The sequence below is a fragment of the Clostridium sp. HMP27 genome (assembly GCF_000765165.1).
Classification (GTDB): domain Bacteria; phylum Bacillota; class Clostridia; order Clostridiales; family Clostridiaceae; genus Clostridium_AK.
Genome location: NZ_JMFY01000018.1, coordinates 112,576 through 138,462, shown reverse-complemented (window position 1 = coordinate 138,462; position 25,887 = coordinate 112,576). Strand labels below are relative to the sequence as shown.

Below are 25,887 nucleotides of genomic sequence, written 5' to 3'. Positions count from 1 at the left end.
TTCGTGAACTTGGTTATTAGATAATAAGAATTATTTTTTATTTATTTCATGTAATAACAAGTTTTTATACAGGAGGTTAGTGTATTTGAATAAAGCAATATTTTTAGATAGAGATGGAGTAATAAATGATTTTAAAGAATATGTACGTACTCCTGAAGACTTAATAATATTTGAAGAGGCAAAGGAAGGAATTAAAATTGCAACTGAGGCTGGATACGGTATATTTGTAGTAACAAATCAAGGAGGGATTGAAGTAGGAACGTTAACAGAAGAGGAACTTGAAAAGATACATGAAAAGCTTATAAAAGAAATAGAACCTTATGGAGAGATAAGGGAAATAGTATACTGTCCCTTTTATGATAGAAATGCTTCTTGTAGAAAGCCCAATCCTACCATGTTACTTGAGCTTATAGAAAAATATAATATAAATGCTAAAGAAAGCTGGATGATAGGAGACAGGGATACCGATGTGGAGGCTGGGATAAAGGCAGGATGTAAAACAGGTAAGATTGGAGAATTTTGTGATAAAGCTAACGTAAATGGAAGCAACTTGCTCAAAGTAATAAAAAAGATATTAAAATATAAATAAAAATAGATAATTTCAAACTGTAGTAGCTATTACTGCAGTTTTTGAACTTTTTGTAAAGTAATAAAAAAATAGGTATAAACATATTTATAGGTTGTAAAACAATTTTTGAGACATTAGGGGGAGATAAAATGTCAATAAAGACAAAGCTAGCAGACATATTAGCAGCTAAAGGATTACCTATTAATTTTCAAGCGGGAGGGACTGCGCCGGAGGAGCTAGTAGATAGAGAAGTAAAAAAAGAACCTACGGAAAGAGCAAAAAAACTAAGAGATATATACTATAATACACTATCCTCCACTAATACAGAATTTCCATACTGGTACACAAGAAGATGGAATGAGCTAGAAGGAGAAGTTAATGTAATCAGAAGAGCTGAGGCATTAAAATGTGCATTTTCACATTTAACTCCAACTATTTTTCCAGGAGAAAAGCTTGTAATGCAAAAAACTAACTACTACAGAGGATCATTTCCAATGCCTTGGCTTTCAGAAGGATTCTTTGTAGCAAAGGAAGATGAACTTTATAAAGAAGCTTTAAAAAGAGGAAGTGCTAGTGCTGGTGAGTTAAGTAAATTTGGTACTGGCGGAGGAAATGTTACTAATAGCTTTGGAAATGTAGTATCTATAGCTGGAAAGTTTGGCATTAGAAAAGAAGAAGTTCCTGCATTGGTAACACTGGCAAAGGCATGGGTAGGAAAATCTGTAGAAGATTTAGGACATAAGTATGAGCAAATGGTTCCAAGTTATCAAATCAAAGAAAATATAATGAAAAGTTTAATATGTATGTTTGACTCAGGATTTACACTTCCACAAGGAAGAGAAGTTATAAATTATTATTATCCTCTTCAATATGGATTTGATGGATTAATAAAAATGGCTGAAGAATGTAAGAGGGAAGTAGCTGGAAATGCTGATGGAGACGGAGTAATAGGTATGGACAGGTTGTACTTCTATGAGGCTGTAAAGTTGGTAGTAGAGGGAATACAAAACTGGATTTTAAATTATGTGAAAGAAGCTAGGAGACTTATAAGTATAACAGAGGATGAAACACAAAGAGAAGAATACGAAGAAATAGCAAATTGCTTAGAATGGATAGCTCACAATCAGCCAAGAACTTTTAAAGAAGCACTACAGCTTACTTATACTATTCATATTGCTTGTTTAAATGAAGATGCCATTTCAGGGCTTTCACCAGGAAGAGTAGGGCAGGTGCTTTATCCTTGGTTTGAACAGGATTTAGAAGCAGGAAGACTTACTAAAAAGGAAGCTTTAGAATTATTGGAGCTTCATAGAGTTAAATTTACATGTATAGATTGCTTTGCTTCTACAGGAGTTGTAGGCGGAGTGCTTTCAGGAAATACATTTAATAACTTAAGCTTAGGTGGTCTCACTAAGGATGGTAAATCTGCAGCTAATGAACTTGAAATGTTAATAGTTGAAGCTGGAATTACCTGTGGATCTCCTCAACCAACATTATCAGTTTTATATGATGAAAAGCTTCCAGAAGAATTTTTACTCAAATGCATTGAATGTGATAAAACTGGAGCGGGATATCCAGCATGGATGAATAATCAAGGTGGTATGCAATTTATATTAAATCAGTATGCAGGAGAAGGTATGACAGTAGAAGAAGCTAGATCCTTTGCCATAGGAGGATGCTTAGAAACATCACCTTGCGCATGGAAAGAGCTTACTTTGAATGGAAAGAAATACTTTATTCCAGGGGGAGCAGGACAGCCAACCAGCGTAGGAGTACACTTTATTGCAAATCCTAAAATATTGGAACTAGTGATAACAAATGGTAAGGACTACAGAACAAATATTCAAGTATATCCTCCTCACAACAAAAAGCTTGAAAGCTATGAAGAGTTTTGGAATATCTATAAAGAATATTATAATATAACTTGCGATTGCCTTGCTAGAACAAATAATATTCAGCATGACATCTGGAGAAAAAATAATATGGCAGTGTTTAGCTCAATGCTTAAACCAGATTGTCTAGACAAAGGGCAGCATATTGGAAATATGGGATATAGATATAATGCAACCTATAATGTTGAGAGCTGTGGAACTATAAATATGGTTAACTCATTAGCGGCAATTAAGAAACTTGTATATGATGATAAAAAATACACTTTGGAAGAAGTGCAAGAAGCGATTCTTAATAATTTTGGATTTAAGACTGCATCAGAAGTAGGAAGTTACTCACTAGCAGATCAGGAAAAGAGAGAAGATGGAAGTAAGTATGACAAAATATATGGAGATTGCTTACTTGCGCCTAAATACGGAAATGATGATGCGTACGCAGATAGTATTCTAAAGGAATATGAAGATTGGTTCTGTGAAATGACTCATAACTATGAATCACTATTTGGTAAGAAGATGTATGCGTGTCAAATTTCTGTATCCACTCATGGTGCCCAGGGAGCAGCAACACTTGCAACTCCAGATGGTAGGCTGGCAGGAACAACGTATTCAGATGGATCTATGTCTGCATATCCTGGAACAGATAAAAATGGAGCTTATGCGTTGTTTAACTCTGCAACTATCTGGGATCATACTAAATCACAAAATTCTCAAATGAACTTAAAGATTCATCCAAGTGCTATAAAAGGTGAGGAAGGAGCAAAGAAACTTCTCGATCTTACAAGAGCTTATATGAGAAAGGGTGGATATCATATTCAATATAATATAGTAGACTCTAAGGTTTTAAAAGATGCTCAACAGAAGCCTGAAAATTATAGAGATTTAATGGTAAGAGTAGCGGGATTTACTCAATATTGGTGTGAAATAGGAAAACCAATCCAAGATGAAGTAGTTGCAAGAACAGAATATGAAGGGGTGTAGTATTATGACAAATAACAATAAACACAATGATTGTTTGAATTTTGCATCTATAGACGTAGCTAAAGGAATATGTAGAAAAACAAATTCTATTATATTTATAGATTCTGAAGTATGTGGGAATTTTAACGAAGCGCCAAAATGTAAAAATTGCAGCAAGTTTAAAAATCCAAATGCAGATAATATGGGAATATGTAGTGGACTTAATAAAGAGTATTGGACCTATGGAGAGCTTATGGGAGTAACTTGTGAAGGATATGAAAAAAAATAATTAGGGGGAAAGTCTATGGAAGATAGAAGAGCAAGTAAATTAGGTCACATGGTTGTACTTGCTTCTTGGCTAGCAGTATTTTGTCTATTTGGATACAGATCTACCTTTTCTGTACTCTTAGGACCAATGACTAAAGACCTTGGATGGAGTGTATCCAAGGTCTCCCTTGGATACTCAATCATGATGATGGTATATGCAGTAACAGCATTTTTCAGCGGTATGATAATAGATAAGTGGGGAACTAAACCTGCCTATGCTATTGGCTCTGTATGTGCGGCTTTAGGATTTTATGTAACAAGTTTTGCTCAAACTTATTTTGGATATTTAATTCCTTATGCAGTTTTTGCAGGCATAGGTACAGGTATGCTTTGGGTTTCTTCTACAGTATCTGTTCGTAAATGGTATATTGGGAAATCCTATGCTACTATGTGGGGCATTGCTTTTATGGGAGCGCCAGTAGCTCAAGTTGCTTTAAGTTTAGGAGTTAAAAAGATATTACTTACTATGGACTGGAGACTTGCAATGAGAGGGCTTTCAGTAGTGGTATTAATTGCTCTTATAATTGCAGCAATTGTAGCGAAGAAAAATCCTCAGGATTACGGACTAGAAGCATTTGGAACTGCTCCAGGCAAAAAGGCATCTGGAAATGAACACTTATGGACAGTTAAAGAAGCCTTTGGTACATTTCCTATTTGGGGAGCAATAGTTGCTTTTTTAACTAGTATGGTAGCAGAATTTTTGATTTGGACTCAAATTGTTACCTATTGGACTACGGATGTTAAATTATCATTAGGTACAGCTACTAATTTATATGTAATGATAGGTATTGCAGGAATAATCACCATGCCTTTAATGGGAATCATAGCAGATAAGGTTGTTGTAAAAGTTGGAAATGAAACAAAGGGCAGAAAAATAATGCTTGTTTTTGCACCAGTTATGGGAGTAATTGCGTGCATACTTCTTCTAATGAGTAAACAGTCAATTATTCTAGGAGGAATTGCGTGTATATTATTCGCTATTTACTGGGCAATTGAACCAGGGGGAGTTGCAGGATATGCAGGTACTATTTATGGGGGTAAAACACTAGGCAAGATTTGGGGAACAGCAACTTTAGTTGTTATGGGTATAGGACCAGCTCTTGGAAGCTTCATGGGAGGATTTTTATTTGACAGGTCCGGAAGCTATCTTTACTCTATAATATTTGCAACTTGTTCCTTTGCAGTATCCATAGTAGCAGCTTTATCATTACCATTGTCTATTGATAATAAAAAAGAAGCAGCCAAATAACAAAGATTGATTAAAGGCTTTGCTTTGATAAGTTAAACATTAATAATTTTTTAAAGCAAAGTCTTTGATTAATTGTGGGAGGGGTGAGTAGAACTTGCAAGAAAATAAAGGATTAATTTTTGATATACAAAGTTATTCGGTACATGATGGACCTGGATGCAGGACTATTTGTTTTATGTCTGGATGTCCTTTAAAATGTGAGTGGTGTGCTAATCCTGAAAGCTGGTATTATGGAGAAAAATTAATGTTTGCCCAAAGTAAGTGTAAATCTAATAACGGATGTGAAATGTGTATAAATGTTTGTCCAAAGCAATCAATAAGTATAAATCAGGATAAGTCTTTAAATATTCATTGGGAAAAATGTAGAAGTTGTAATACTTTTGAATGTACTAATGCGTGCTACTATGAAGCTTTAAAGCTTTGTGGGAAATGGTATGATATAGATTCCCTTATAAATATATTAAATAGGGATAGACAATATTGGGGAGATACAGGGGGAGTTACCTTTAGTGGTGGAGAACCGCTATTACAATCAAAATTTTTAATTAAGGTTTTAGAAAGATGTAAACAAAAGTATATACACACTGCAATAGAAACTACAGCATACAAGGATACGGAAACTTTTCTAGATGTGATGAAATATATAAATTTTGCATTTATAGATATAAAGCATATGGACAGAGAAAAGCATAGGGAAAAAACGGGAGTATATAATGATTTGATATTAAAAAACATAAGAGAGCTTACAAAGTCAAACTGGAATGGAAGGCTGGTTTTAAGAATGCCAGTAATAAGAGATTTTAATGATAATGATGAAAATATTATACAAACTGCAGAATTTATGAATTCTCTAGGATTGTTTGAAATTAACATATTACCATTTCATAGACTTGGAGACTCCAAATGGAATCAGTTAGGAAAGGAATATGCATATAAAAGTGAAGAGGGTACTGCGCAGGATAAAATGGATTATATACAAGATCTATTTTTAGATAGGGAAATTGCATGTTATATAGGACATGAAACCAACTTTTGATATAAGTAAGCAGTTGCTAATATAATAAAAACTCCTGGATAAATTACCAGGAGTTTTTGTATTTAAAATATGTCTTATACGCGTTCTAAGTCAGGAACTGATTCGGTTTCTGATTCATAGCCATAAACAACTTTTAAAAGTATTGGGGTTATAATTGTTGTAACTATAACTACTAATATAAGTGGAGCAAAATATTCTTCCTTCATAAGCTTCATAGATACGCCGATGTTTGCAACTATTAAGGCAACTTCTCCACGAGATATCATTCCAGTACCAATTTGAAGAGCATCTTGTTTAGAATATCCGCAAGCTTGTGCTCCAAATTTACATCCAACTAATTTACTTAATATAGCAACTAATAATAATAAGAAGGTAAATATTATCATTTTCATATTCATGCCATGTATAACAGTAGCTATACCAATATTAGCAAAGAATATAGGAGATAATAATGTAGTTGAAACAGTTTCTACAGTTTCCATTATATTATGTGCTTCGCTTGTTTTAGATAAAGCTAAACCTGCAATGTATGCACCTGTAATATCTGCTACTCCAAAGAAGTGTTCTGCATCAAAAGCCATTACGAAGCAAAAGATTAAAGCGTATATTGGAAGTTTTTTCTTATCTACTGTTACGGAAGATAATTTGTTGAATCCATGATAAAACAATATTCCAAATACCGCAGAAACAGCAAAGAAAGCTACAATTTTAAACAAAACTACCTTGATATCTACAGATGGGTTAGAAACACTTGTAACAACAGTTAAAAGTACAATGCCTAAAATGTCGTCTATTATAGCTGCTCCAAGAATTGCTGTACCGGATGGAGTTTTTAATTTTCCCATCTCTTGGAGGGTTTCTACCGTAATACTAACAGATGTAGCAGTTAATACTATACCTATAAATATATTTTGCAAAAGAGTTTGTAGATCTCCACTAAAAGGCTTTCCGTCATTATTAAAGAAACCAGCTACGGCAAGTCCACCTAACAAAGGTACGATTACTCCAGCAAGTGCAATAATAAATGAAGCCTTACCACTCTTTTTAAGTTCGTCTAAATCGGTTTCAAGTCCGGCAGTAAACATTAAAAGAAGTACACCTAATTTCGAAAGCTTTGATAAAAAGTCGCTAGAATGAACTAATCCTAAAAATGCAGGACCTATTATAAGTCCAGCTAAAAGTGCACCAACTACTTGAGGCATTTGAAATCGTTTAGCTAATAGTCCAAATAATTTAGTGCTTAGTAGTATAACTACTATATCCATTAAAAATTCTATTGACATACTATTTCCTCCTTGTTCGACAAATTTATATGAAATTTGTATAATCGTTAATTTTGTACAGAATTTGTATATTTGATAATTTTACAATAAGTGAATAAATTGCATAATAGATATGTTAAAAATTCAACAATTTAAGTTTATCATAATTGAGAACTAGACACAATATTTTCACAAAAACGCAGAAAATTTAATTAATTTAACGAAATGTTAATATTTATGAAATTGACTAAGTTTGGTCATTTTGAAAATTATATGTGTAAATTTATTTATAAATAAGAATAATTGATGCAACTATTTATATGATTTATAATTATATAAATAGTAGGGAAGTTTTTATAGGAGGAATAATGAATGCTAAAAAATAATTTGTTAAAAAGTGAGAAGTTAAAAATAACATCATTAAAAGAACAAGATATAGACATAATGATGGAGTGGTATGAGGATACCGAGTTTTTAAGAAAATTCGACTTTAATGCCGCTGCACCAATGTATAGAGGAAGAATAAAAGAATGGCTTTTAGGAGAAGTGAATAATTCAAATAACTATTTTTTTGCACTTCGCACTAAAGAAGAGAATGAATTTATAGGATATATAGAGATAGATAGAATAAATTGGAACAATAGATTTGGATGGCTAGGGCTTGGAATAGGAAATAATAATTATCGCGGGAGGGGATATGGTACCGAAGGACTATCCCTCGTAATAGATTTCGCATTTAGAGAATTAAATTTACATAGGCTTCAGCTTGAAACAATAAGTTATAATGAAGAAGCTATAGGGTTATATGAAAAACTGGGATTTAAAAAAGAAGGGATATTGAGGGAAGCAGTCAGAAGAGATGGAACATGGTATGATATGTATGTATATGGGATATTAGATAGTGAATGGGGCAAAATAAGGAGCAGATAAACTCTTAAGTTTATCTGCTCCTTATTTTAATAAAAGTCTTAAGATTAGTAAATAATGGAAGATTTAAAAAAGATAAAATTTATACTTGAAAAATACACTTAATGAGTATATAATGAAATAAAACACACCCCCACCGGGGGAGGGAGGTATGGAAGTTGAATGAAGAACAAAAGAAAGCAATGCAAGCTTTAAAAACTTGTAAGGGACAAATAGAGGGAATAATAAAAATGTTAGAGGATGGCAGATACTGCATAGATATATCTAACCAAATAATAGCATCTCAAGCTTTATTGAAAAGAGCAAATATGCTTATACTAAAACAACATCTAAATCATTGTGTAAAGCATGCCTTTATGAATGATAATGGAGATGAAAAGGTAGATGAGATTATAGGAGTTTTAGAAAAGCTTATTCAAAAGTAATGATTAAAGGAGAAATAATTATGAAGGCATTTTTAAAGAAATTTATAAGAAAAATTGCAGAAGAAAATGACAAGACCTTTGGAAACAATAAATTAGATTGCTGTGGGTTAAATAGTAACAATGATAAAAATAAGAAAGATAGTTCTAAAAATAAATAACTATAAGAGAGGTGGGAAAAATGAGAAAGATTCTTAAAATAGAAGGAATGACTTGTTCGGCTTGCGCTAAGGCGGTAGAAAGAGCTGCGAAAAAAGTCGATGGGATAAAAGAAGCTAATGTGAATTTTGCAACAGAAAAACTTATGATAGATTTTGAAGATGAAAAGATGAATTTGGAAGAAGTTAAAAACTTTATTGAAAAAGCAGGATATAAGGCTTTTACAGAAACTCAAACTAAAATGTTTTCCGTAGAAGGAATGACGTGTGCGTCTTGTTCTAAAGCAGTAGAAAGAGCTGCTAAAAAGGTAGATGGTGTAAGTGAGGCAAATGTAAATTTAGCCTTGGAGAAATTAACAGTTACCTATGATCCTGAAATTGCTAGTATAGGTGAGATTAAAAAAGCTATAGAAAAATCAGGATATAAATTGATAGAAGAAGAAACTAAGGATGTTCATCAAGAAAAAAAGGAAAAAGAAATGGATGATTTGTGGAAGAGGTTCATACTATCTGCCATACTTACAATTCCTCTTTTATATATAGCTATGGGACCTATGATAGGAATTCCTGTGCCAGACTTCATAAGCCCCGATATCAATCCTAAAGTGTTTTCAGGAGTTCAGCTTGCTTTAACTATACCTGTTATAGTTTTAGGGGCAAAGTTTTACAGAGTAGGATTTAAAACATTAATAAGAAGAGAGCCTAATATGGACTCCCTAATAGCAATAGGTACTTTGGCCGCCTTTGTATACAGCTTATATTCTATGTATAAAATATTTATAGGAAATCACCATGCAGCACACAACCTTTATTTTGAATCAGCTGCAGTTATCCTCACTTTGATAACTTTGGGTAAATATTTAGAGGCAAGAAGTAAGGGGAGGACATCAGAAGCAATTAAAAAACTCATGGGACTTGCACCTAAAACAGCTAGAGTTATAAATAATGGAGTAGAGTCTGAAATATCTATAGACGAAGTAGAAGTAGGAAATATAGTTGTAGTAAAACCAGGGGAAAAGATTCCTGTAGACGGTGTAATTGTAGAAGGGATTACTTCGATAGATGAATCAATGCTTACTGGAGAAAGTATTCCGGTGGAAAAAACAAAGGGAGATAGAGTAATAGGTGGAAGTATAAATAAAAATGGATCTGTAAAATATGAAGCAACTAAAGTAGGAAAGGATACAGTGCTATCTCAAATTATAAAATTAGTTGAAGAAGCTCAAGGAAGCAAGGCGCCTATTGCAAGGCTTGCAGATATTATATCTGGATATTTTGTGCCTATAGTAATAGTGCTTGCAATACTTTCGTCTATAGGATGGAAATTATATGGCGAAACTAATACATTTGCCTTAACTATATTTATATCAGTACTAGTAATAGCGTGTCCTTGTGCCCTTGGATTAGCAACTCCTACAGCTATAATGGTAGGAACAGGAAAGGGAGCAGAGTATGGAATTCTTATAAAGAGTGGGGAAGCCTTGGAAAGTGCTCATCATATAAAGACAGTGGTTTTAGATAAGACAGGAACTATAACTCAGGGTAAACCTGAAGTGACAGATATAATTACTTTTGATTTTAATGAAGAAGAATTATTAACACTTGCGGCAAGTGGAGAAAAAAATTCAGAGCATCCACTAGGAGAATCTATAGTAAAAAATGCAGAAGAAAAAAATCTAGAGTTTAAAGAAACTAAAGAATTTAAAGCAGTCCCAGGAAAAGGAATAGAAGTTAAAATAGATGGGAAAGATATTTTTCTAGGTAATAAGAAGTTAATGGATGAAAAAAATCTTTTAACAAAGGAAATAGAAAAGATATCTGAAAAGCTTGCAGAAGATGGGAAAACCCCTATGTATGTAGCTTTGTCTGAGAGAATAATAGGTATAATTGCAGTGGCGGATAAATTGAAGGAAACAAGTAAAATGGCAGTTGAAGAAATGCATAAGCTTGGAATAGAAGTAGCAATGATTACGGGAGATAATAGAAGAACTGCGGAAGCTATTGCTAAACAAGTAGGAATAGATAGAGTGTTATCTGAAGTATTACCTCAAGATAAAGCTAATGAAGTGAAAAAGCTTCAAAAGGAAGGTAAGAAAGTGGCTATGGTAGGAGATGGAATAAATGATGCACCTGCTTTAGCACAAGCAGATATTGGTATCGCTATAGGTTCAGGTACGGATGTGGCCATAGAATCTGCTGATATAGTTCTTATGAGAAGTGATTTAATGGATGTGCCAAGAGCTATCCTTTTAAGTAAGAGGACAATAATAAACATAAAGCAAAATTTATTTTGGGCATTTGGGTATAATACTATAGGGATACCGGTAGCAATGGGGATACTTCATGTATTTGGAGGTCCGCTATTAAATCCTATGATTGCAGGAGCTGCAATGAGTTTAAGTTCTGTTTCCGTGTTGCTAAACGCATTAAGGCTAAAAACCTTAAAGTTATAATATAATAAAAAGCTTAAAAAGAGAAGGGAGAAATAAAAATGAGAAAGAAAATTATAGTTGAAGGAATGACTTGTGCGCATTGCCTTAGTCATGTTAAAAATGCACTGCTTGAATTAGGTGGGGAAAATTTAGAAGGTAATCTTGAAAGTAAAACACTTGTAGGAAGATTTGATGATGAAGTAAGTAATGATGAAATAAAAAGAGTAGTTGCAGAAGCAGGGTACGAAGTAATAACTATAGAATAAAAATATTAAATAGTATTAAACACAAATAAACTAAAGTACTAGAAACTAGGGAATTTGGGGTTTGTTATATAAAATCCTCAATTCCCTAGTTTCTAGTGCCTTTTCTTTAATGCTTAAAAAATGTTATATATTTTTTATTGAAGTTCATTTAATTTTTGGTGACGATTTTCTTGTTTTTCTAACATGTTTTCTAATTGTTTTTCGCCCATATGATCCTTATTGTTCTTAATATATCCATTAGCAAATTCTATATTTTTACGAATGTTTTCTTTTTCCTTTGTTGGACCACCATCATCATAAACTATTTTATCTTTTAAGCTATCTATATTATCTTCTCTAACTTGTTGAATATGTTTAGCGTTAGATAATTGATTAGGTGAAGCAATATCTGAGTGCTGCTCTAAATGTCTTTTTGTACGTGTATGATTTTCTACTACATTTATTAATTCTTCTATTCTATTTTCAGTTTCTATATCTCTACACTTTTTATTATCCATTTAAGACCCTCCATTCAAGGTTTGTTTTTAGTACACATTTATTTTGTCCTAATTTAAAATAAAAATTATAATAACATTATGGAAGGTTTATAGAAATATAATAAAAATGACTTCTATTAGTAACAAATAAGTTTACAATAGTATATAATTAATTTAAAAATAATAAATTAAGTGAGGATAGAAAAAATGAAACAAAAATCTGTCTTGGGATTAATATTTATATTTATAGGAATTGGAACTTTGTTTAATCAACTTGGAATATGGGATTTTGGGGATATAATTTCTATTTGGTGGCCATCAATAATAATTTTTATTGGATTGATACAAATTACAAATAAATCAATTTCTAATACAAGTGGACTTATAATAATAGGAATAGGAGCTTTTTTTCAGTTAAGGGAACTAGGGATTATAACCCAAAGTTTAGGATCCTTATTATGGCCTATAGTATTTATAATAATAGGAATAAAGATAATTTTTTCTCGTTCAGATAAGAAATTTCTAGGTAAGGGAATAAAGGAAGTTTCAGATGAATATATAGATTACTTTACGTTATTTTCAGGAATAGAAAATAAAAACATATCTAAAAACTTTAAGGGAGGAAAAGTAACTGCAATTTTCGGAGGAGCAGATATAGATTTGAGGAAAAGTGAATTAGCAAGAGAAGGAGCAGTGCTTGACTTAACGGTAGCCTTTGGAGGAATAGATATATTAGTGCCAGAAGGTTGGAAGGTAATTGTTACAGGGATTCCTATATTTGGAGGTTGGAGCAACAAAACTAAAGAATATGAAGAAAGTTTGTTAAATGATGGGCTGGTTTTAAAAGTAAGATGTGTTGCAGCTTTTGGAGGAATAGATATTAAAAACTACAAATAAATTTAAAGCAATTTTAAAACCATAATATAATTTAATTATATTATGGCTTGTTTTTTAATGATTAAATGATTAGACTTTACAAAATTCGTTTTGAATTAAAAAACTATGGACTCATAGTTCAAAATAAATACATTTAAGTAATTTAGAGGGGGTGTTTTGTTAAGATTGTGTTAAATAAATTTAAGAATTATTTTTTTTAGTCAAATTTAATATATTATTTATAAGGGAAACATATCGATAAAATAAAAGTATATTGATTTATAGTAAGACTAAAATTATCTATAACTCATGCGTATAAATGCTTAGAGTAATCGATTTGTATTATTTATAATTAATTTGGAAGGAGCATGAAAATGAATATTGGATCAATGTTGATTGGATTGTTTGGAGGATTAGGTTTATTTCTCTATGGAATGAAGGTAATGGGAGATGGCCTAGAAAATGCAGCGGGAGATAGATTGAAGGTCTTTTTTGAAAAGATTGCATCTAATCCTATAAAAGCTGTTCTTACAGGTACAGTAGTTACGGCAGTAATTCAAAGTAGTAGTGCCACTACTGTTATGGTAGTAGGTTTCGTTAATGCTGGCCTTATGAATTTGTATCAAGCCGCAGGAGTCATAATGGGTGCTAATATCGGTACAACTATTACAGGGCAACTTGTAGCTTTGGATTTGACCGCAATAGCGCCAATATTTGTAGGGATTGGTGCGATTATAATTCTCTTTTCTAAGGGTGGAAAAACAAAAGAAATAGGAAATATAATACTAGGATTTGGTATATTATTTATAGGTATGGAATCTATGTCTGGTTCTATGAAACCACTTGCGAAATCTGAAGGATTTAAGAGTCTAGTAGCTACTTTATCATTTAATCCATTTCTAGGAATATTAGTTGGTGTAGGGCTTACGGCAATAGTGCAAAGTTCTTCTGCAACTATAGGAATACTCATAGCATTAGGCCAAAATGGAGTATTACCTATATCCGTTGCACTACCAGTACTATTTGGGGATAATATAGGAACTTGTGTAACTGCACTTTTATCAAGTATAGGAACAAATAAGAATGCTAGAAAAGCAGCACTTATACATTTTACTTTTAATGTTATAGGTACAACTATATTTTTAATTTTGCTAAAACCGGTGTCTAGTCTTATTGTAATGATAACCCCAGGAAATATAGCAAAGCAAATTGCAAATGCACATACATTTTTTAATATAGCAAATGTTTTAATACAAATTTGGTTTATAAAATACTTAGTAGCTTTTGCTAATAAAATTATTCCAGGAGACGAAATAGAAGAACATATTGGAGTTCAGTACATAGATGATAGACTGCTTGAAACTCCTGTTATAGCAGTAGGACAATGTCAAAGAGAAATAGTACATATGGCGGGTAAGGCAAAAGAATGCCTTGAGATGTCAGTAGAATCACTAAAAAAGGGTGATGAAGATTTAATTAAAAAGGTTGGGGAAACTGAAGATCTTATAGATTTATTAGAGGAAGAAATAACTAAATTCTTAGTAAAATTATCTAATGAGGAACTTTCCAAACAACAAGTTGATATAGTTACTTCTATGTTTCATGTGGTAAAAGATATAGAACGTATAGGAGATCATGCTAAGAATATATCAGATTTATCAAAGGAAAAGATAAATAAAAGACTTGTATTTTCAGAAGATGCTATGGAAGAACTTCAGTCGTTATATGGATATACCTTAGACGCTCTTACAAGGGCATCAGGAAGTTTTGAAAAAAATAATATACAACTTGCAAAGTCTGTATATGAAGTAGAAGAAAAAATAGATGAAGTTCAAGAGTTACTTAGAGACAATGATATAAAGAGACTTAGTAGTGCTACTTGTGAAGCAAGGGTAAGTGCCATATATCTTGATATATTAAGTAACTTTGAAAGAATAGGAGATCATTCATTAAATATTGCAGAAGCAGTACTTGATATAAATCATTTAAATAAGTTAAATGAAAATCCTACAGTAAATCAAATACTTGGAAAAAATTAAAATTGAAAGGGATGCTAAATAGCATCCCTTTAATTTCTCTTATATTGATCATAGTAATTTTTAGTTGCTTCAGCATTCTTTTTATTAAAAGAATAATCATCATTATCATTATTTAAATTAACACTGTCATTAAACGCATCGTGCATTGCTTCACCTACAGTATAACTTAAAGTTGTTGAAGAGTTAACTGTAGTAGGATTTGAAGCTGCAGTATTTGTAAAAGTATTAGTTGTACCTAAAGTGTTAGACTCCTTTTCAGGATTTTTAGGAGCACCTTTAAGTGTTGCATCAAAATCCTTTTTCCACAAGTTGGTTAAGTCATCTCTATCTTTTTTTGTTTCTTCCTGAAAGCTTTTACTCACATTTTGATCTATATTTATATTGTTTTTCATTTGATTATCTTCACCATAATTTATATCTGCAGAAGTATTTGTAGAAGTGCTTGCATTTGTAAAAGTATTGGTAAAAGTATTCATGTTATCAACTTTATTAAAATTTCCATAGATTTCGCCATTGCCTGGAAGATCTTCTAACTCTTCAATTTCTATAGTTCCAGCTTTACCTTCATATTCATTATCATCTGACTTTTTATTAACTGTTTTGTATATTAAAGTACCTACACCAGCTGCGGCAGCTACCATGGCAGCTCCTAATACATATCCGTTTTTCTTATGCATTCTCATTGTTATTCCTCCCTTATTGCTTTAGTAAGTATTTTTATTAGATAAATATAGTGTTAAATAAATATAATATATATAAATTAATTTACTCTTTTTAAGATATTTTATACTTAGTATATTTTATAAAAAATCGGACATGTAAGATTTTTGGTACATACTTTATAATAAGCTCATTGATATAAATATAATTTTTTTTATTAAATATTTTAAAAAACTCTTATATAATAAAATTATGAAGGGAGATGTTGAAGTGTTTAAAGTGATATGGAAAGCAGGAGATGATGATTTAAGGGATGCGCATGAAATACGAAAAATGGTATTTATTGAAGAACAAAATGTACCAGAAGAAGTTGAAAGAGATAAATTAGATGTGTCTTCTACGCATATTATATTTTATAATGATGATGTTCCTATAGCTACCGGAAGAATAATTTTTAGAGGGGATAGCTGCTCGCTAGGAAGAATTGCGGTGATAAAGGAATATAGAGGTAAAGATATAGGTAAAATGCTAGTAGAGAACTTAGTGAAAAAATCCTTCGAACTAGGAGCTCATGAAATACATATTCATGCACAAAAGCATGCAGAAAGATTTTATGAGAGGCTTAATTTTACACCTTATGGAGAATTATTTTATGAAGGAGGAATTACTCATGTAAGTATGGTACTTCGTAAATAAGGGGAAGGCTAAAGGTTCTAGGAACAATAGATTTTAAAGAATTCCCTAGTCTCTAATCTCTAGCTCATTATTGTAACTATTAATTGTTAAACAGGTCGTATGGAATTTGAATAATTGATTAAACATCTCAGCATACTGAGATGTGCTAATTTATAACAAAATCATAGATTTCTATAAATTATGCAACCGTTCGCTACGCAAAAGAGTTCTAATATTTCTTCATTCAGCAGTTCGCATGAAGAACTTATTAATGCTCTGGAGCATAGAATTTTCATCGTAGAAGGCATTGAATGAGCCTTGGAACGGCTTTATTTATAAATTCAAAATACCGTTAAAAGCCGCCTACTGTCTGAGCGATAGCGAGTTTAGACGGCTTAGGGATTTTGAATTTGTAAATATTAGCCGTTCTCGGCAAAATGAACGCCTTCCTAGATGAAAAGTCTATACGACCAGAGTATTAAAAATGTTGTTAAGCCTTATGGGGAAGGTCTTTCCAAGCCATAAGCCCATATTGTGATTCTGCATGAGTTATGGCGTTTATAACAGCTTTTTCTACAACACGTGCCGCTAAAAGTCCTACTACGTTTATATCGGCATCAACTGTCCCAGTAGCCATAGTAAATATAGTATCTCCATCAGCCATAGAGTGAGCAGGACGCATGGTTCTTCCATATCCATTATGTGCCATAGAAGCCACCTTACTTGCTTGAGCTTTTGTAAGCTTAGCATTAGTTACTACAACTCCAATTGTGGTATTTCCTGAAAATAAATTTTTCTTTTCTCTATATTGAGATATCATTATGTTTTCTGTGTCAATGAAGTTTAAGTTTTCATCAATGACTCCAGCCATTATTTTTCCATTTTCAGGATTTACTACATCTCCTAGACAATTAACAGCTATTAGTGCTCCGACCTGAAGATCACCGACTTTAACTGAATAGGATCCTAATCCGCCTTTCATAGAGTGATCTGCACCAAGTATTTTTCCAACTGTAGCTCCAGTTCCGGCTCCTACATTTCCCTGAACGTCTTTATTGTTTTTTTCCGAATCTAAGCAAGCTTTATATCCCATAGACTTATCGGGACGAACTTTAGGATTACCAATAACTAAGTCAAAAAGAACCGCAGAACATACTATCGGAACTTTAGCTACAGTTACATCAAACCCTATATCTTGTTCTTCTAGGTATTGCATCACACCATTAGATGCTTCAAGACCAAAAGCACTTCCACCAGATAAAACCACTGCATGTATTTTATCAACAAGATTAACGGGATTTAAAAGATCAGTTTCACGAGTTCCTGGTGCACCACCACGCACATCTACTCCGGCTGTAGCACCATCCTTACATATTACAACAGAGCAGCCTGTAGCTCCTTCCATATCCTCTGCATGACCCACGCTAATGCCTTCTATATCTATAAAATTTATTTCTTCCATTTTTCAAACCTCACTTTTATATTTTGTTTTAATTTTAAATATATAATATAAAAAGATACTTATATTCAAAAAACTCCCGATTAGAAAAATCGGGAGTATAAGTTACTTTTTAAGTTTTTTTACTGCCATTACTACTGGTATAGTTATAAGTATTGATACTGTGATTTCAGGTAATCCATTAGTAGCACCTATGGCAATTATACCTTTTTTAGCTGCAGAGGAGCTTATATGCAAGATTTGTGCATATTTCTCTACGTACAAGATATACATCATGCCAAGTACACCTATAGTGTTAGTAAGAGTGCCTATAGCAGCAGTAATTCCTATTTTAACCATATTTGATTTTTTTATAAAAGGAATGTTTTTAATAGATATGTAACAATAGTAAGACACTATACCTATTAAAACTCTTGGTAATACTGAAACTAAAGGATTCATAAATATAGGGGATAGTGGTGTTGGATTTATAACAGATTGTATTACGCTAAATACACCAAACATAAGTCCAATTAAGGCACCAACCATAGGCCCCTCGACAATAGCACCTATAATTACAGGTATATGCATTATGGTTGCCTTTGCAGGGGGAATAGGTATAAAGCCTAATCCAGTAGCTCCAAGTATGATTGAAATAGCGGACAACATACCAACAACGGCAAGCTGTCTAGTGTTGATGTGGGTAGTAGTTCTTAGATTTTTTTCCATAAATCTTACCTCCGTTCTTATTCCTTGATAAGGATATAATTCGGAACTTTCTTATTAAACTTACTTGTTCAGTTTCATAAGAATACCGACGAAAATATTTTATCACGTTTTTGTGATAAGTAAAATATCTATGTTAAAAAATTATCAAAAAACATTAAAGTTTTTATTTTCGTAATATTTTAATTTTTTAATAAAGTTTTAACATTTCTTATGTACTAGAATTCTATTATAGAACTCATTAATTTATGACCATAAATACTTGGATGTATTCCATCTGAATAAAGATCTTTTGTAGAGTTATTTTCAAATACCTCATAGAAATCAAAGTAGACTAAGTTTTCCTTTTCGCACTTTTTTATTAAATGAGTTCTATACTCTTCAATTTTTAAATTAACTTCATCATAATTTATATAAGAGCTCCAATAAAGCTCAGCTAATTTTTTATCTGCTTTCATTTGTATACCTAAATAAGGGGTTATATTATTATTTATACATTCACTAATTATGACATTTATATTCTCAATTGTGTTTTGTAATTTATATCCCATTAAAAAGTCATTAGTTCCACCCATTATAAATGCTTTATCAGGTTTTAGGCCTATTAAATCTTCTTCAAGTCTAAAGAGCATACCTGAGGTTGTATCGCCATTTAAACCTGAATTTATAAATGCATTATTTGATATTTTAGAAGCTAACTGTATCCAGCTATTTTCCGTAGGAACACCATACCCGTAGGTTAAGCTATCGCCAATGCAAACTATCTTCATTATATCACTCCTAAGACAAAGTATTATAGTAATATGATTTAGTTATAATAAATATCATAAATTCTTTTTATATTATCCCTGAACTCATTTATTTTTACAAACCTAGATTCTCTAAAAGTTTCACGTCCTTCAATAAATAGTATCATCATTGGAACAGTAAATAAGGACAAAGTAGACCCTACTTCGGGAAGCTCATCCAAATCCATTTTCCTTAAATTAATATTTGGGAATTGTGATAACATTTCTTCCATCTTGTAGGAAAGAGGAGTGCACACACTACAGTTTTTAGAAGATACATATAAGAATGCAAAAGTATTGTCATTTATAAAACTTTGTAGTTCATTTAGATTATTTATGTTTTCCATTTATCAACACCTCGGTATTAGTATAGCTAAATATTTAATAAAAATAAATATAAATATAAAGCTTTTATTAGCAATATTGGTATCAATGGTGATTGGTATCAGTAATGATATGTATCAGTATTGATAATTGCTTGAAAGATGATATAATTTATATAATATGTGAAATACTAGTTAAGAAGATATATTGATAGGGAGGAATATTCATTGGAAAAAATAGCTTTAATTACAGACACAGCTGCTGATTTACATGAAGATATTATAAAGAAATACAATATAGAGATTTTGCCATTTAGGATTATATATAGGGACAGAGAATATAAGGATAAATTGGAGATAACTCCTCAAGAGGTTTATGATAATTTTAAAATTGAAGTACCAACATCTTCGCTGCCTTCTATGCAAGATACAGAAGATTTGTTAACCAAACTAGAAAATGAAGGATACACTCATGCTATTATAATTACACTTTCCTCAGGACTTTCGGGTATATATAATAGTGTTAAGCTAGTAAGCGAAAATCATCCTAACTTAAATATACATGTATACGATTCACGTTCAATTTCCATGGGGGAAGGTATATTAGCTGAAAAATGTGGAGAAATGATAGCTCAGGGGATGAGTTATGCTGATATAGTAAATGAGATACCAAGAATAAGAGATAAGGTACATTTATTTTTTGTAGTAGGCACATTAGAATACCTAAAAAAAGGCGGCAGGATTGGAAAAGTATCTGGGACCATTGCGGAACTTCTTAATATTAAACCTATAATAGGTGTGGATAAAAATGATGGAAAGTATTATACTTATGATAAAGTAAGAGGAAGAAAGCAATCATTAAATAGACTTTTAGAGCTTGCTAAAGAAACTTTAGATAAAAAGAAGTGCAAGCTATATATAATGCATGGAGATGCATTAGAAGAATCAAAAAAGGTATATGACGTAATTTCAACGCATGAAAATGTAGTAGAAGGATTTTTTGGAGGCCAAATAAGTCCTGTAGCAGGAGTGCATAGTGGACCAGGTTTGGTTGGCTTGATTTTAGTAGAGGAGTAATAATATATGTCTAATATGGGCAAGGACTCTAAACTTGAAGAAAAAAGGCTATATGAAGAATATAAAAAAAAGTTATTGGAATTAAAAAAAGTAGAAAAGGAAAAGGAAGCGGTAGGACAGGTATTTACTAAAGGGCTGCTTCCTCTATATGTTCTTTATATACTCAGTTTAGGGCCGACTAATGGAAATGATATTGCACATAAAATAGGGGAAAGAACAAGAGGATTATGGATACCAAGTACTGGGGGCATATATCCTCTTTTAAAAAAACTTGAGAAACAAAAATTTATAGATGGTAAGTGGGATGATTCTCAAAATAGAATGCAAAAGATATATACACTTACAGAAGCAGGTTATGTAGAATTTGATGAAAAAAAGGAACTTTTACAGGTTAAAATTCAAGAAGCACTAGAGGTATTTAAAATTATATATAAGGATCTTTATAAATGACAGTAAATGAGCTTTTATTGCTTGGGTACTGTTATTTTTACTATATATTTGTCAAAATTGTGATATAATTATAATAAATCAGTATTCTATAAAGGGGTGAAATGTTAATGGACAAAAGAATAATAGTATGCGGATATGGGAATGTTGGGAAAGCTCTCATACAGCTTATTAAGGACAAGCATGCAGAAATATATGAACAGTATGACATTAATTTAATTCTAAGTGGAGTTATAGGAAGTAAGGGGTGTGTATTTGAATATAATGGATTAAATTCAGACATGCTTCTAAAATGCACCACAGGATCTGATGGACTTATAGAATATGGAGAACAGAATAGTGATTCCTTTTACAGCTATTCAATATATGAAGGAGATATTTTTGTAGACTGCACCCCAAGTGATGTAAATGGAGGAGTTGGTTTAGAGCATACAATAAATGCAATGAATTCGGGAATGGATATAGTACTTCTTTCTAAAGGAGCATTAGTTTCAAATTTTTCTACTATAATGAAAAAGGCAAAGGAGAAGGGTGTAAATATAAAGTATAGCGGCGCTACAGCTGCAGCTCTTCCAACCATGGATGTGGGACATTATAGTTTAGCAGGATGTAAAATTAACTCTATTAAGGGTATCTTAAATGGAACTACTAACTATATATTAAGTAAAATGCATGAAAATAATATTTCTTTTGATGAAGCTTTGATAGAGGCGCAAGAAAAAGGAATAGCTGAAAAAAATCCCAAGCTAGACATAGAAGGCATAGACAGTGCATCTAAGATATTAATTTTAGCTAATAGCCTTATGAAGTCAGAATATAGCTTAAGTGACATAAAGATAAAGGGTATAGAGGAAATTAAAGAGCAAGACATAAAAAGAGCTAAGGAGAAAAGTGCCAAATTAAAACTTCTAGCTCATGCTTATAAAGAACGTGATAAGGTTTCCATTGAGGTAAAACCTACGGAAGTTTACTCGAATGATATATTATCTTACGTAGAAGGAACAAATAAGGGAGCGGTATTTAGTACGGATACTATGGGAGAAATATATGTATTAGGAGGAGCTTCTAATCCTTTAGGAGCTGCCGCAGCAGGACTTAAAGATATAATAAACTTATCAAGATAAATAAACTAAAGTTTTGGAAAACTTTGCCGAAAATATATGTAAAGGATTTATAAAAATTAATATAAAATTTCGAATATAGTGAATTTTGCATGTATCAAAGTGTGTACTTGAAGAAAGTTATAATATTTCAGAGAAAATTGTTAAATTTCATTGAAGTTTGTTAATATTTGATATATTATACACTTATAAGTAAACATTTCAGTAACTATAAGATGGGCTAATTTGTAATAAAATTAACAATGTAAAAGTTATGTAGGAAGTATCTCAGTAAAATTGATATGTGCTAATTTACAACAAAATTAAAATTTCTGTAAATTGTGCAAGGAAGAGGGGGAACAAATGAAATCAATAAAGCAAAAATTAATACTTATGGCAGTTTTAATAGCTGCAATTCCTTTGCTAGTATCCAATTTGATTTTTAATATCTCCATGCAAAGAAGTTTAGAAGAACATGTATATGGAGATCATGCAACTCTTGGCAAAACCATTGCTAATGGAGTTACGGATTACATGAATAAAGCCTATGTGCTGACTGAAGAAGTTATTAGTAGTGACATAGTAAAAGCATTTGATGGACCGGCTCAAACAAAAGCCATAAAGGATACAATAAAGAGAAATCCTTACTTCGATTTGTTCTGTATACAGGACATGAAAGGAGATCAAACTTCTAGGACTAAGGGAAAACTTGCTAATAGAGCAGATAGATGGTGGTTCAAACAATCAGTTTCTACTCAAAAACCGTTCGTGAGCAAATCTTATTTAACTGTAAATGACGATAGCGAAGCAATTAACTCTATTATATTTCCTATACTAGATGATAAAGGCAAGATGCTTGGAGTTATGGATGCAGATTTAAAGCTGGACGAGCTTCAAAAAATGGTAGAAAAATATAGTACAAATAAAGCTTATGCTTATGTAATAGATGGAGAAGGTGCTGTTATAGCCCATCCAGAGAAAGACCAAGTTCAAGAAATTTATAATTATAAGAATTTAACTAAGACTGTAAAGGTAAAGGATGCTTCTGGAAAAATAGTAAAGGATGCCAGTGGTGCTCCTAAAACTAATCAAGAAGATATAAAAGTTCCTGAAGAACTTAAAGAAATAACATTACAAGCATTACAAGGTAATTCAGGAATTAAAGAATATAAGGACAAGGATGGAAATAAGGTAATTAGTGCCTATGAAACAATAAAACTTCCAGGAAGTTCAGATAACTGGGCAGTTATTACTGTAGAAAAGGAATCAGATGCCTTTGCAATGATAACAAGTATAAGAAATACAAATATATTCTTAGGACTTATTATACTTATAATTGTAATAGTAATAACATATATTGTTTCAAATAAATTCACTAAGCCTCTTATATACTTAGTAGATTTAATTAAAAAAGCATCAGAGGGAGACTTAACAGTTAAAAGTACCTATAATTCAAAGGATGAGTTTGGAACTCTAAGTAACAGTTTTAATTTAATGATAGGAAACATGCAGAGACTTATACAAGATATACTTGAAGCTTCACAAGTAGTATCTAATTCATCAGAATCATTACTTGCGTCAACTCAGCAAACTACTACTTCAATTACAGAAGTAGCAAAAACAATTAGCGATGTTACAATTAGTATTGATAAAGGAGCACAAAATGCTCAGGATGGTGTAGAAGCAGCTAATGAGTTATCGGCAGAGTTAGATGAGGTAGTAGAGCATATAGAGGACAGCAGAGGGTCTTCAAATAGGGTATATGAAATATCCAATAAAGGATTTGAAACTATTGAAAAGCTAGAGGAAAAAAATAGAGAAAACAACGAAGTATCTCTTGAAATAGTAGAGGTTATAAATTCACTTAGTGAAAAAGCAAATAGTATTGGAAGTATTGTAGAAACAATAACTTCAATTTCAGAACAAACAAACTTACTTGCTTTAAATGCGGCAATTGAAGCTGCAAGAGCGGGGGAAGCTGGAAGAGGATTCTCCGTAGTTGCAGAAGAAGTAAGAAAGTTATCTGAAAATACTGCGCAATCAACAGGCAATGTAAAAAGTATAATCAATAATATACAAAAAGATATTGAGCGTGCAAAGAGTACTATGAAACATGCAGAAGCAGTAGTTTCAGAGCAAGACCATGCAGTTAAAAATACAAAGGAAACATTTAAAGAAATAAATACAGCAATAGAAAATGTAGTTCAAAAGATAAACAATATAACTGAAAGCTTAAAAAATGTAGATGATAGCAGAAATAAGGTTGTTAAGGTAGTAGAAGACGTTTCAGAAATGTCAAATAGTATAGCGGATGCAACACAAAGTGTATGTGGAGTAACTGAAGAACAAAATGCTGAAATGGAAGAAGTAAGTGCATTATCAGAAGAGCTTAATAGAATGGCTCAAAAACTTTCAGGCGAAATAAAGAAATTTAAAATAGAATAATAAAAAGCTCTATCTTTCAAAGGATAGAGCTTTTTGCTTAATTATGGTGAGAGTGTTTTTTATATTCAGTAATTCTCTTTTTTCTATCCAAGGATTTAGGTTCTAAATTAATTTTCTTTCCATGGAATAAAGAAGATACTCCGGTATCAGTAGTTGTTTCTTCAGAAGTACTACATACAGGACAATGACAGGTAGAGTCTTCTGAATGTTTTGGCTCAGTATAAGTAGTTATAACGCCTTCATAATTTCTAAGCACAATTTTATTTGGTGATTGACTTATTAAGTATTGAGGCATTACAGGTATTTTACCTCCACCCCCTGGAGCATCTACAACAAATGTAGGAACAGCGTAGCCAGAGGTATGACCGCGTAACCCTTCGATAATTTCTATCCCTTTAGAAACTTTAGTTCTAAAATGTTCTATACCTTGAGATAAGTCGCATTGATAAAGATAATAAGGTCTAACTCTCATTTTTACAAGTTTATGAACTAAGTCCTTTTGGATATGGATACAATCATTTATGCCTCTTAAAAGTACTGTTTGATTTCCTAAAGGAATGCCAACATTAGCTAGCTTTTCACAGGCTTCTATTGAATCTTTTGTTATTTCATTTGGATGATTAAAGTGGGTATTAATCCAAATTGGATGATATTTCTTTAGCATGTTAACCAAATCATCGGTGATTCTCATGGGATTAACTACAGGCGTCCTTGTACCAAGTCTTATGATTTCTACATGAGGAATTTCTCTAAGCTTCTTTATTATATATTCAAGTTTTTCATCACTTATCATAAGAGCATCTCCGCCGGAAAGTAACACATCTCTAACCACTGGAGTATTTCTTATATATTCTATAGCTTTATCTATTCTATCTTGAGGCATGGAATCATCCTTATGTCCTGCGAATCGTCTTCTTGTGCAGTGTCTGCAATACATAGAACACATATCTGTTACTAAAAGTAATACTCTATCTGGATAAGCATGAGTAAGCCCTGGCACTGGTGAAGAAGCATCCTCATGAAGTGGATCATTCATATCAGCTGTTGAAAAATTTAACTCGTGTATTGTAGGTACAGCTTGTTTTCTCACAGGATCTTGAGGATCATTTGGGTTTATTAAAGTTGCATAGTAAGGGGATATCCCCATTCTCAAAGTTTTTAAGCACTTATCTATAGCGTTTTCTTCTTCAGGAAGAATATTTATAACCTTTTTTAATTGCTCTACTGAGGTGATTCTATTTTTTACTTGCCATTTCCAATCATTCCACTGTTCTTCTGTTACATCTTTCCATAACTCTATATCTTTATAATTTATCATGCAATT

Annotated in this window: 25 protein-coding genes; 17 read left to right on the top strand and 8 right to left on the bottom strand. The window is 32.0% G+C overall.

Going from position 1 to position 25,887, the window contains the following annotated elements; genetic code table 11:
• Positions 1-85 precede the first annotated feature (85 nt).
• From DP68_RS09820 to hpdA, 5 genes are all read left to right on the top strand, one after another.
• Positions 86-589: an HAD family hydrolase gene (locus tag DP68_RS09820; RefSeq protein ID WP_035308981.1), complete on the top strand. Its 504-nt coding sequence runs from the start codon at positions 86-88 to the stop codon at positions 587-589.
• A gap of 128 nt (positions 590-717) precedes the next feature.
• Positions 718-3,435 carry a 4-hydroxyphenylacetate decarboxylase large subunit gene (gene hpdB / locus DP68_RS09815; protein ID WP_035308979.1) on the top strand — a complete coding sequence of 906 codons (2,718 nt, stop codon included), beginning with the start codon at positions 718-720 and terminating at the stop codon, positions 3,433-3,435.
• Positions 3,436-3,439: 4 nt separating this feature from the next.
• A complete protein-coding gene (hpdC, locus tag DP68_RS09810) occupies positions 3,440-3,703 on the top strand; it encodes a 4-hydroxyphenylacetate decarboxylase small subunit (RefSeq protein ID WP_035308976.1) in 264 nt (87 codons plus the stop codon).
• A gap of 15 nt (positions 3,704-3,718) precedes the next feature.
• Positions 3,719-4,990 carry an MFS transporter gene (locus tag DP68_RS09805; RefSeq protein WP_035308974.1) on the top strand — a complete coding sequence of 424 codons (1,272 nt, stop codon included), beginning with the start codon at positions 3,719-3,721 and terminating at the stop codon, positions 4,988-4,990.
• A 94-nt stretch (positions 4,991-5,084) separates the two neighbouring features.
• Positions 5,085-6,026, top strand: coding sequence for a 4-hydroxyphenylacetate decarboxylase activase (gene hpdA, locus DP68_RS09800; RefSeq protein ID WP_035308972.1), 942 nt, complete (start codon positions 5,085-5,087; stop codon positions 6,024-6,026).
• Between the two features lie 74 nt (positions 6,027-6,100).
• On the opposite strand, the gene DP68_RS09795 is transcribed toward hpdA, so the two are convergent.
• Positions 6,101-7,309, bottom strand: coding sequence for a cation:proton antiporter (locus DP68_RS09795; protein ID WP_035308970.1), 1,209 nt, complete (start codon positions 7,307-7,309; stop codon positions 6,101-6,103).
• Positions 7,310-7,660: 351 nt separating this feature from the next.
• Between DP68_RS09795 and DP68_RS09790 the strand changes: the two genes are divergently transcribed.
• From DP68_RS09790 to DP68_RS09775, 5 genes are all read left to right on the top strand, one after another.
• Positions 7,661-8,218, top strand: coding sequence for a GNAT family protein (locus DP68_RS09790; RefSeq protein ID WP_035308968.1), 558 nt, complete (start codon positions 7,661-7,663; stop codon positions 8,216-8,218).
• A gap of 155 nt (positions 8,219-8,373) precedes the next feature.
• Positions 8,374-8,640 carry a metal-sensing transcriptional repressor gene (locus DP68_RS09785; RefSeq protein ID WP_035308965.1) on the top strand — a complete coding sequence of 89 codons (267 nt, stop codon included), beginning with the start codon at positions 8,374-8,376 and terminating at the stop codon, positions 8,638-8,640.
• A 20-nt stretch (positions 8,641-8,660) separates the two neighbouring features.
• Positions 8,661-8,798, top strand: coding sequence for an LDCC motif putative metal-binding protein (locus DP68_RS19575; RefSeq protein WP_291548370.1), 138 nt, complete (start codon positions 8,661-8,663; stop codon positions 8,796-8,798).
• A 20-nt stretch (positions 8,799-8,818) separates the two neighbouring features.
• Positions 8,819-11,248: a heavy metal translocating P-type ATPase gene (locus tag DP68_RS09780; protein WP_035308963.1), complete on the top strand. Its 2,430-nt coding sequence runs from the start codon at positions 8,819-8,821 to the stop codon at positions 11,246-11,248.
• A gap of 38 nt (positions 11,249-11,286) precedes the next feature.
• A complete protein-coding gene (locus DP68_RS09775) occupies positions 11,287-11,493 on the top strand; it encodes a heavy metal-associated domain-containing protein (RefSeq protein ID WP_035308961.1) in 207 nt (68 codons plus the stop codon).
• Positions 11,494-11,627: 134 nt separating this feature from the next.
• Here the strand turns inward: DP68_RS09775 and DP68_RS09770 are convergent, their stop codons facing one another.
• Complete coding sequence (locus DP68_RS09770; RefSeq protein WP_035308960.1) at positions 11,628-11,990, bottom strand: hypothetical protein; 363 nt, start codon at positions 11,988-11,990, stop codon at positions 11,628-11,630.
• A gap of 186 nt (positions 11,991-12,176) precedes the next feature.
• Here DP68_RS09770 and DP68_RS09765 point away from each other — a divergent pair, with 186 nt between their 5' ends.
• Both DP68_RS09765 and DP68_RS09760 read left to right on the top strand, forming a co-directional pair.
• The gene (locus tag DP68_RS09765) at positions 12,177-12,866 is read left to right on the top strand and encodes a DUF5668 domain-containing protein (RefSeq protein ID WP_035308958.1); all 690 of its coding nucleotides are present in this window, start codon (positions 12,177-12,179) and stop codon (positions 12,864-12,866) included.
• Positions 12,867-13,219: 353 nt separating this feature from the next.
• Positions 13,220-14,884, top strand: a complete 1,665-nt coding sequence (locus tag DP68_RS09760; RefSeq protein WP_035308956.1) for a Na/Pi cotransporter family protein — start codon at positions 13,220-13,222, stop codon at positions 14,882-14,884.
• A 29-nt stretch (positions 14,885-14,913) separates the two neighbouring features.
• On the opposite strand, the gene DP68_RS09755 is transcribed toward DP68_RS09760, so the two are convergent.
• Positions 14,914-15,567 (bottom strand): hypothetical protein, encoded by a 654-nt coding sequence (locus DP68_RS09755; protein ID WP_035308952.1) that lies wholly within the window; start codon positions 15,565-15,567, stop codon positions 14,914-14,916.
• 247 nt (positions 15,568-15,814) lie between these two features.
• Here DP68_RS09755 and DP68_RS09750 point away from each other — a divergent pair, with 247 nt between their 5' ends.
• The gene (locus DP68_RS09750; RefSeq protein WP_291548347.1) at positions 15,815-16,240 is read left to right on the top strand and encodes a GNAT family N-acetyltransferase; all 426 of its coding nucleotides are present in this window, start codon (positions 15,815-15,817) and stop codon (positions 16,238-16,240) included.
• 469 nt (positions 16,241-16,709) lie between these two features.
• On the opposite strand, the gene DP68_RS09745 is transcribed toward DP68_RS09750, so the two are convergent.
• From DP68_RS09745 to DP68_RS09730, 4 genes are all read right to left on the bottom strand, one after another.
• Positions 16,710-17,681, bottom strand: a complete 972-nt coding sequence (locus DP68_RS09745; protein ID WP_035308950.1) for a P1 family peptidase — start codon at positions 17,679-17,681, stop codon at positions 16,710-16,712.
• Between the two features lie 102 nt (positions 17,682-17,783).
• On the bottom strand, positions 17,784-18,386 hold the full coding sequence (locus DP68_RS09740) for an ECF transporter S component (RefSeq protein WP_035308948.1): 603 nt from the start codon (positions 18,384-18,386) through the stop codon (positions 17,784-17,786).
• 215 nt (positions 18,387-18,601) lie between these two features.
• Positions 18,602-19,153: a GDSL-type esterase/lipase family protein gene (locus DP68_RS09735; RefSeq protein WP_035308946.1), complete on the bottom strand. Its 552-nt coding sequence runs from the start codon at positions 19,151-19,153 to the stop codon at positions 18,602-18,604.
• Between the two features lie 38 nt (positions 19,154-19,191).
• Positions 19,192-19,518: a thioredoxin family protein gene (locus DP68_RS09730; RefSeq protein WP_035308944.1), complete on the bottom strand. Its 327-nt coding sequence runs from the start codon at positions 19,516-19,518 to the stop codon at positions 19,192-19,194.
• 204 nt (positions 19,519-19,722) lie between these two features.
• On the opposite strand from DP68_RS09730, the gene DP68_RS09725 reads away from it, so the two are divergent.
• The 4 genes from DP68_RS09725 to DP68_RS09710 all read left to right on the top strand — a co-directional run bounded on the left by DP68_RS09725 (position 19,723) and on the right by DP68_RS09710 (position 24,563).
• The gene (locus tag DP68_RS09725; RefSeq protein ID WP_035308942.1) at positions 19,723-20,571 is read left to right on the top strand and encodes a DegV family protein; all 849 of its coding nucleotides are present in this window, start codon (positions 19,723-19,725) and stop codon (positions 20,569-20,571) included.
• A gap of 15 nt (positions 20,572-20,586) precedes the next feature.
• Complete coding sequence (locus tag DP68_RS09720; protein WP_081957185.1) at positions 20,587-21,021, top strand: PadR family transcriptional regulator; 435 nt, start codon at positions 20,587-20,589, stop codon at positions 21,019-21,021.
• 107 nt (positions 21,022-21,128) lie between these two features.
• A complete protein-coding gene (locus DP68_RS09715) occupies positions 21,129-22,142 on the top strand; it encodes a homoserine dehydrogenase (protein WP_035308938.1) in 1,014 nt (337 codons plus the stop codon).
• Positions 22,143-22,481: 339 nt separating this feature from the next.
• Positions 22,482-24,563, top strand: a complete 2,082-nt coding sequence (locus DP68_RS09710) for a methyl-accepting chemotaxis protein (protein ID WP_035308936.1) — start codon at positions 22,482-22,484, stop codon at positions 24,561-24,563.
• A gap of 37 nt (positions 24,564-24,600) precedes the next feature.
• Here DP68_RS09710 and ablA read toward each other — a convergent pair whose 3' ends face one another.
• Positions 24,601-25,881 carry a lysine 2,3-aminomutase gene (gene ablA, locus DP68_RS09705; protein WP_291548318.1) on the bottom strand — a complete coding sequence of 427 codons (1,281 nt, stop codon included), beginning with the start codon at positions 25,879-25,881 and terminating at the stop codon, positions 24,601-24,603.
• Positions 25,882-25,887 lie beyond the last annotated feature (6 nt).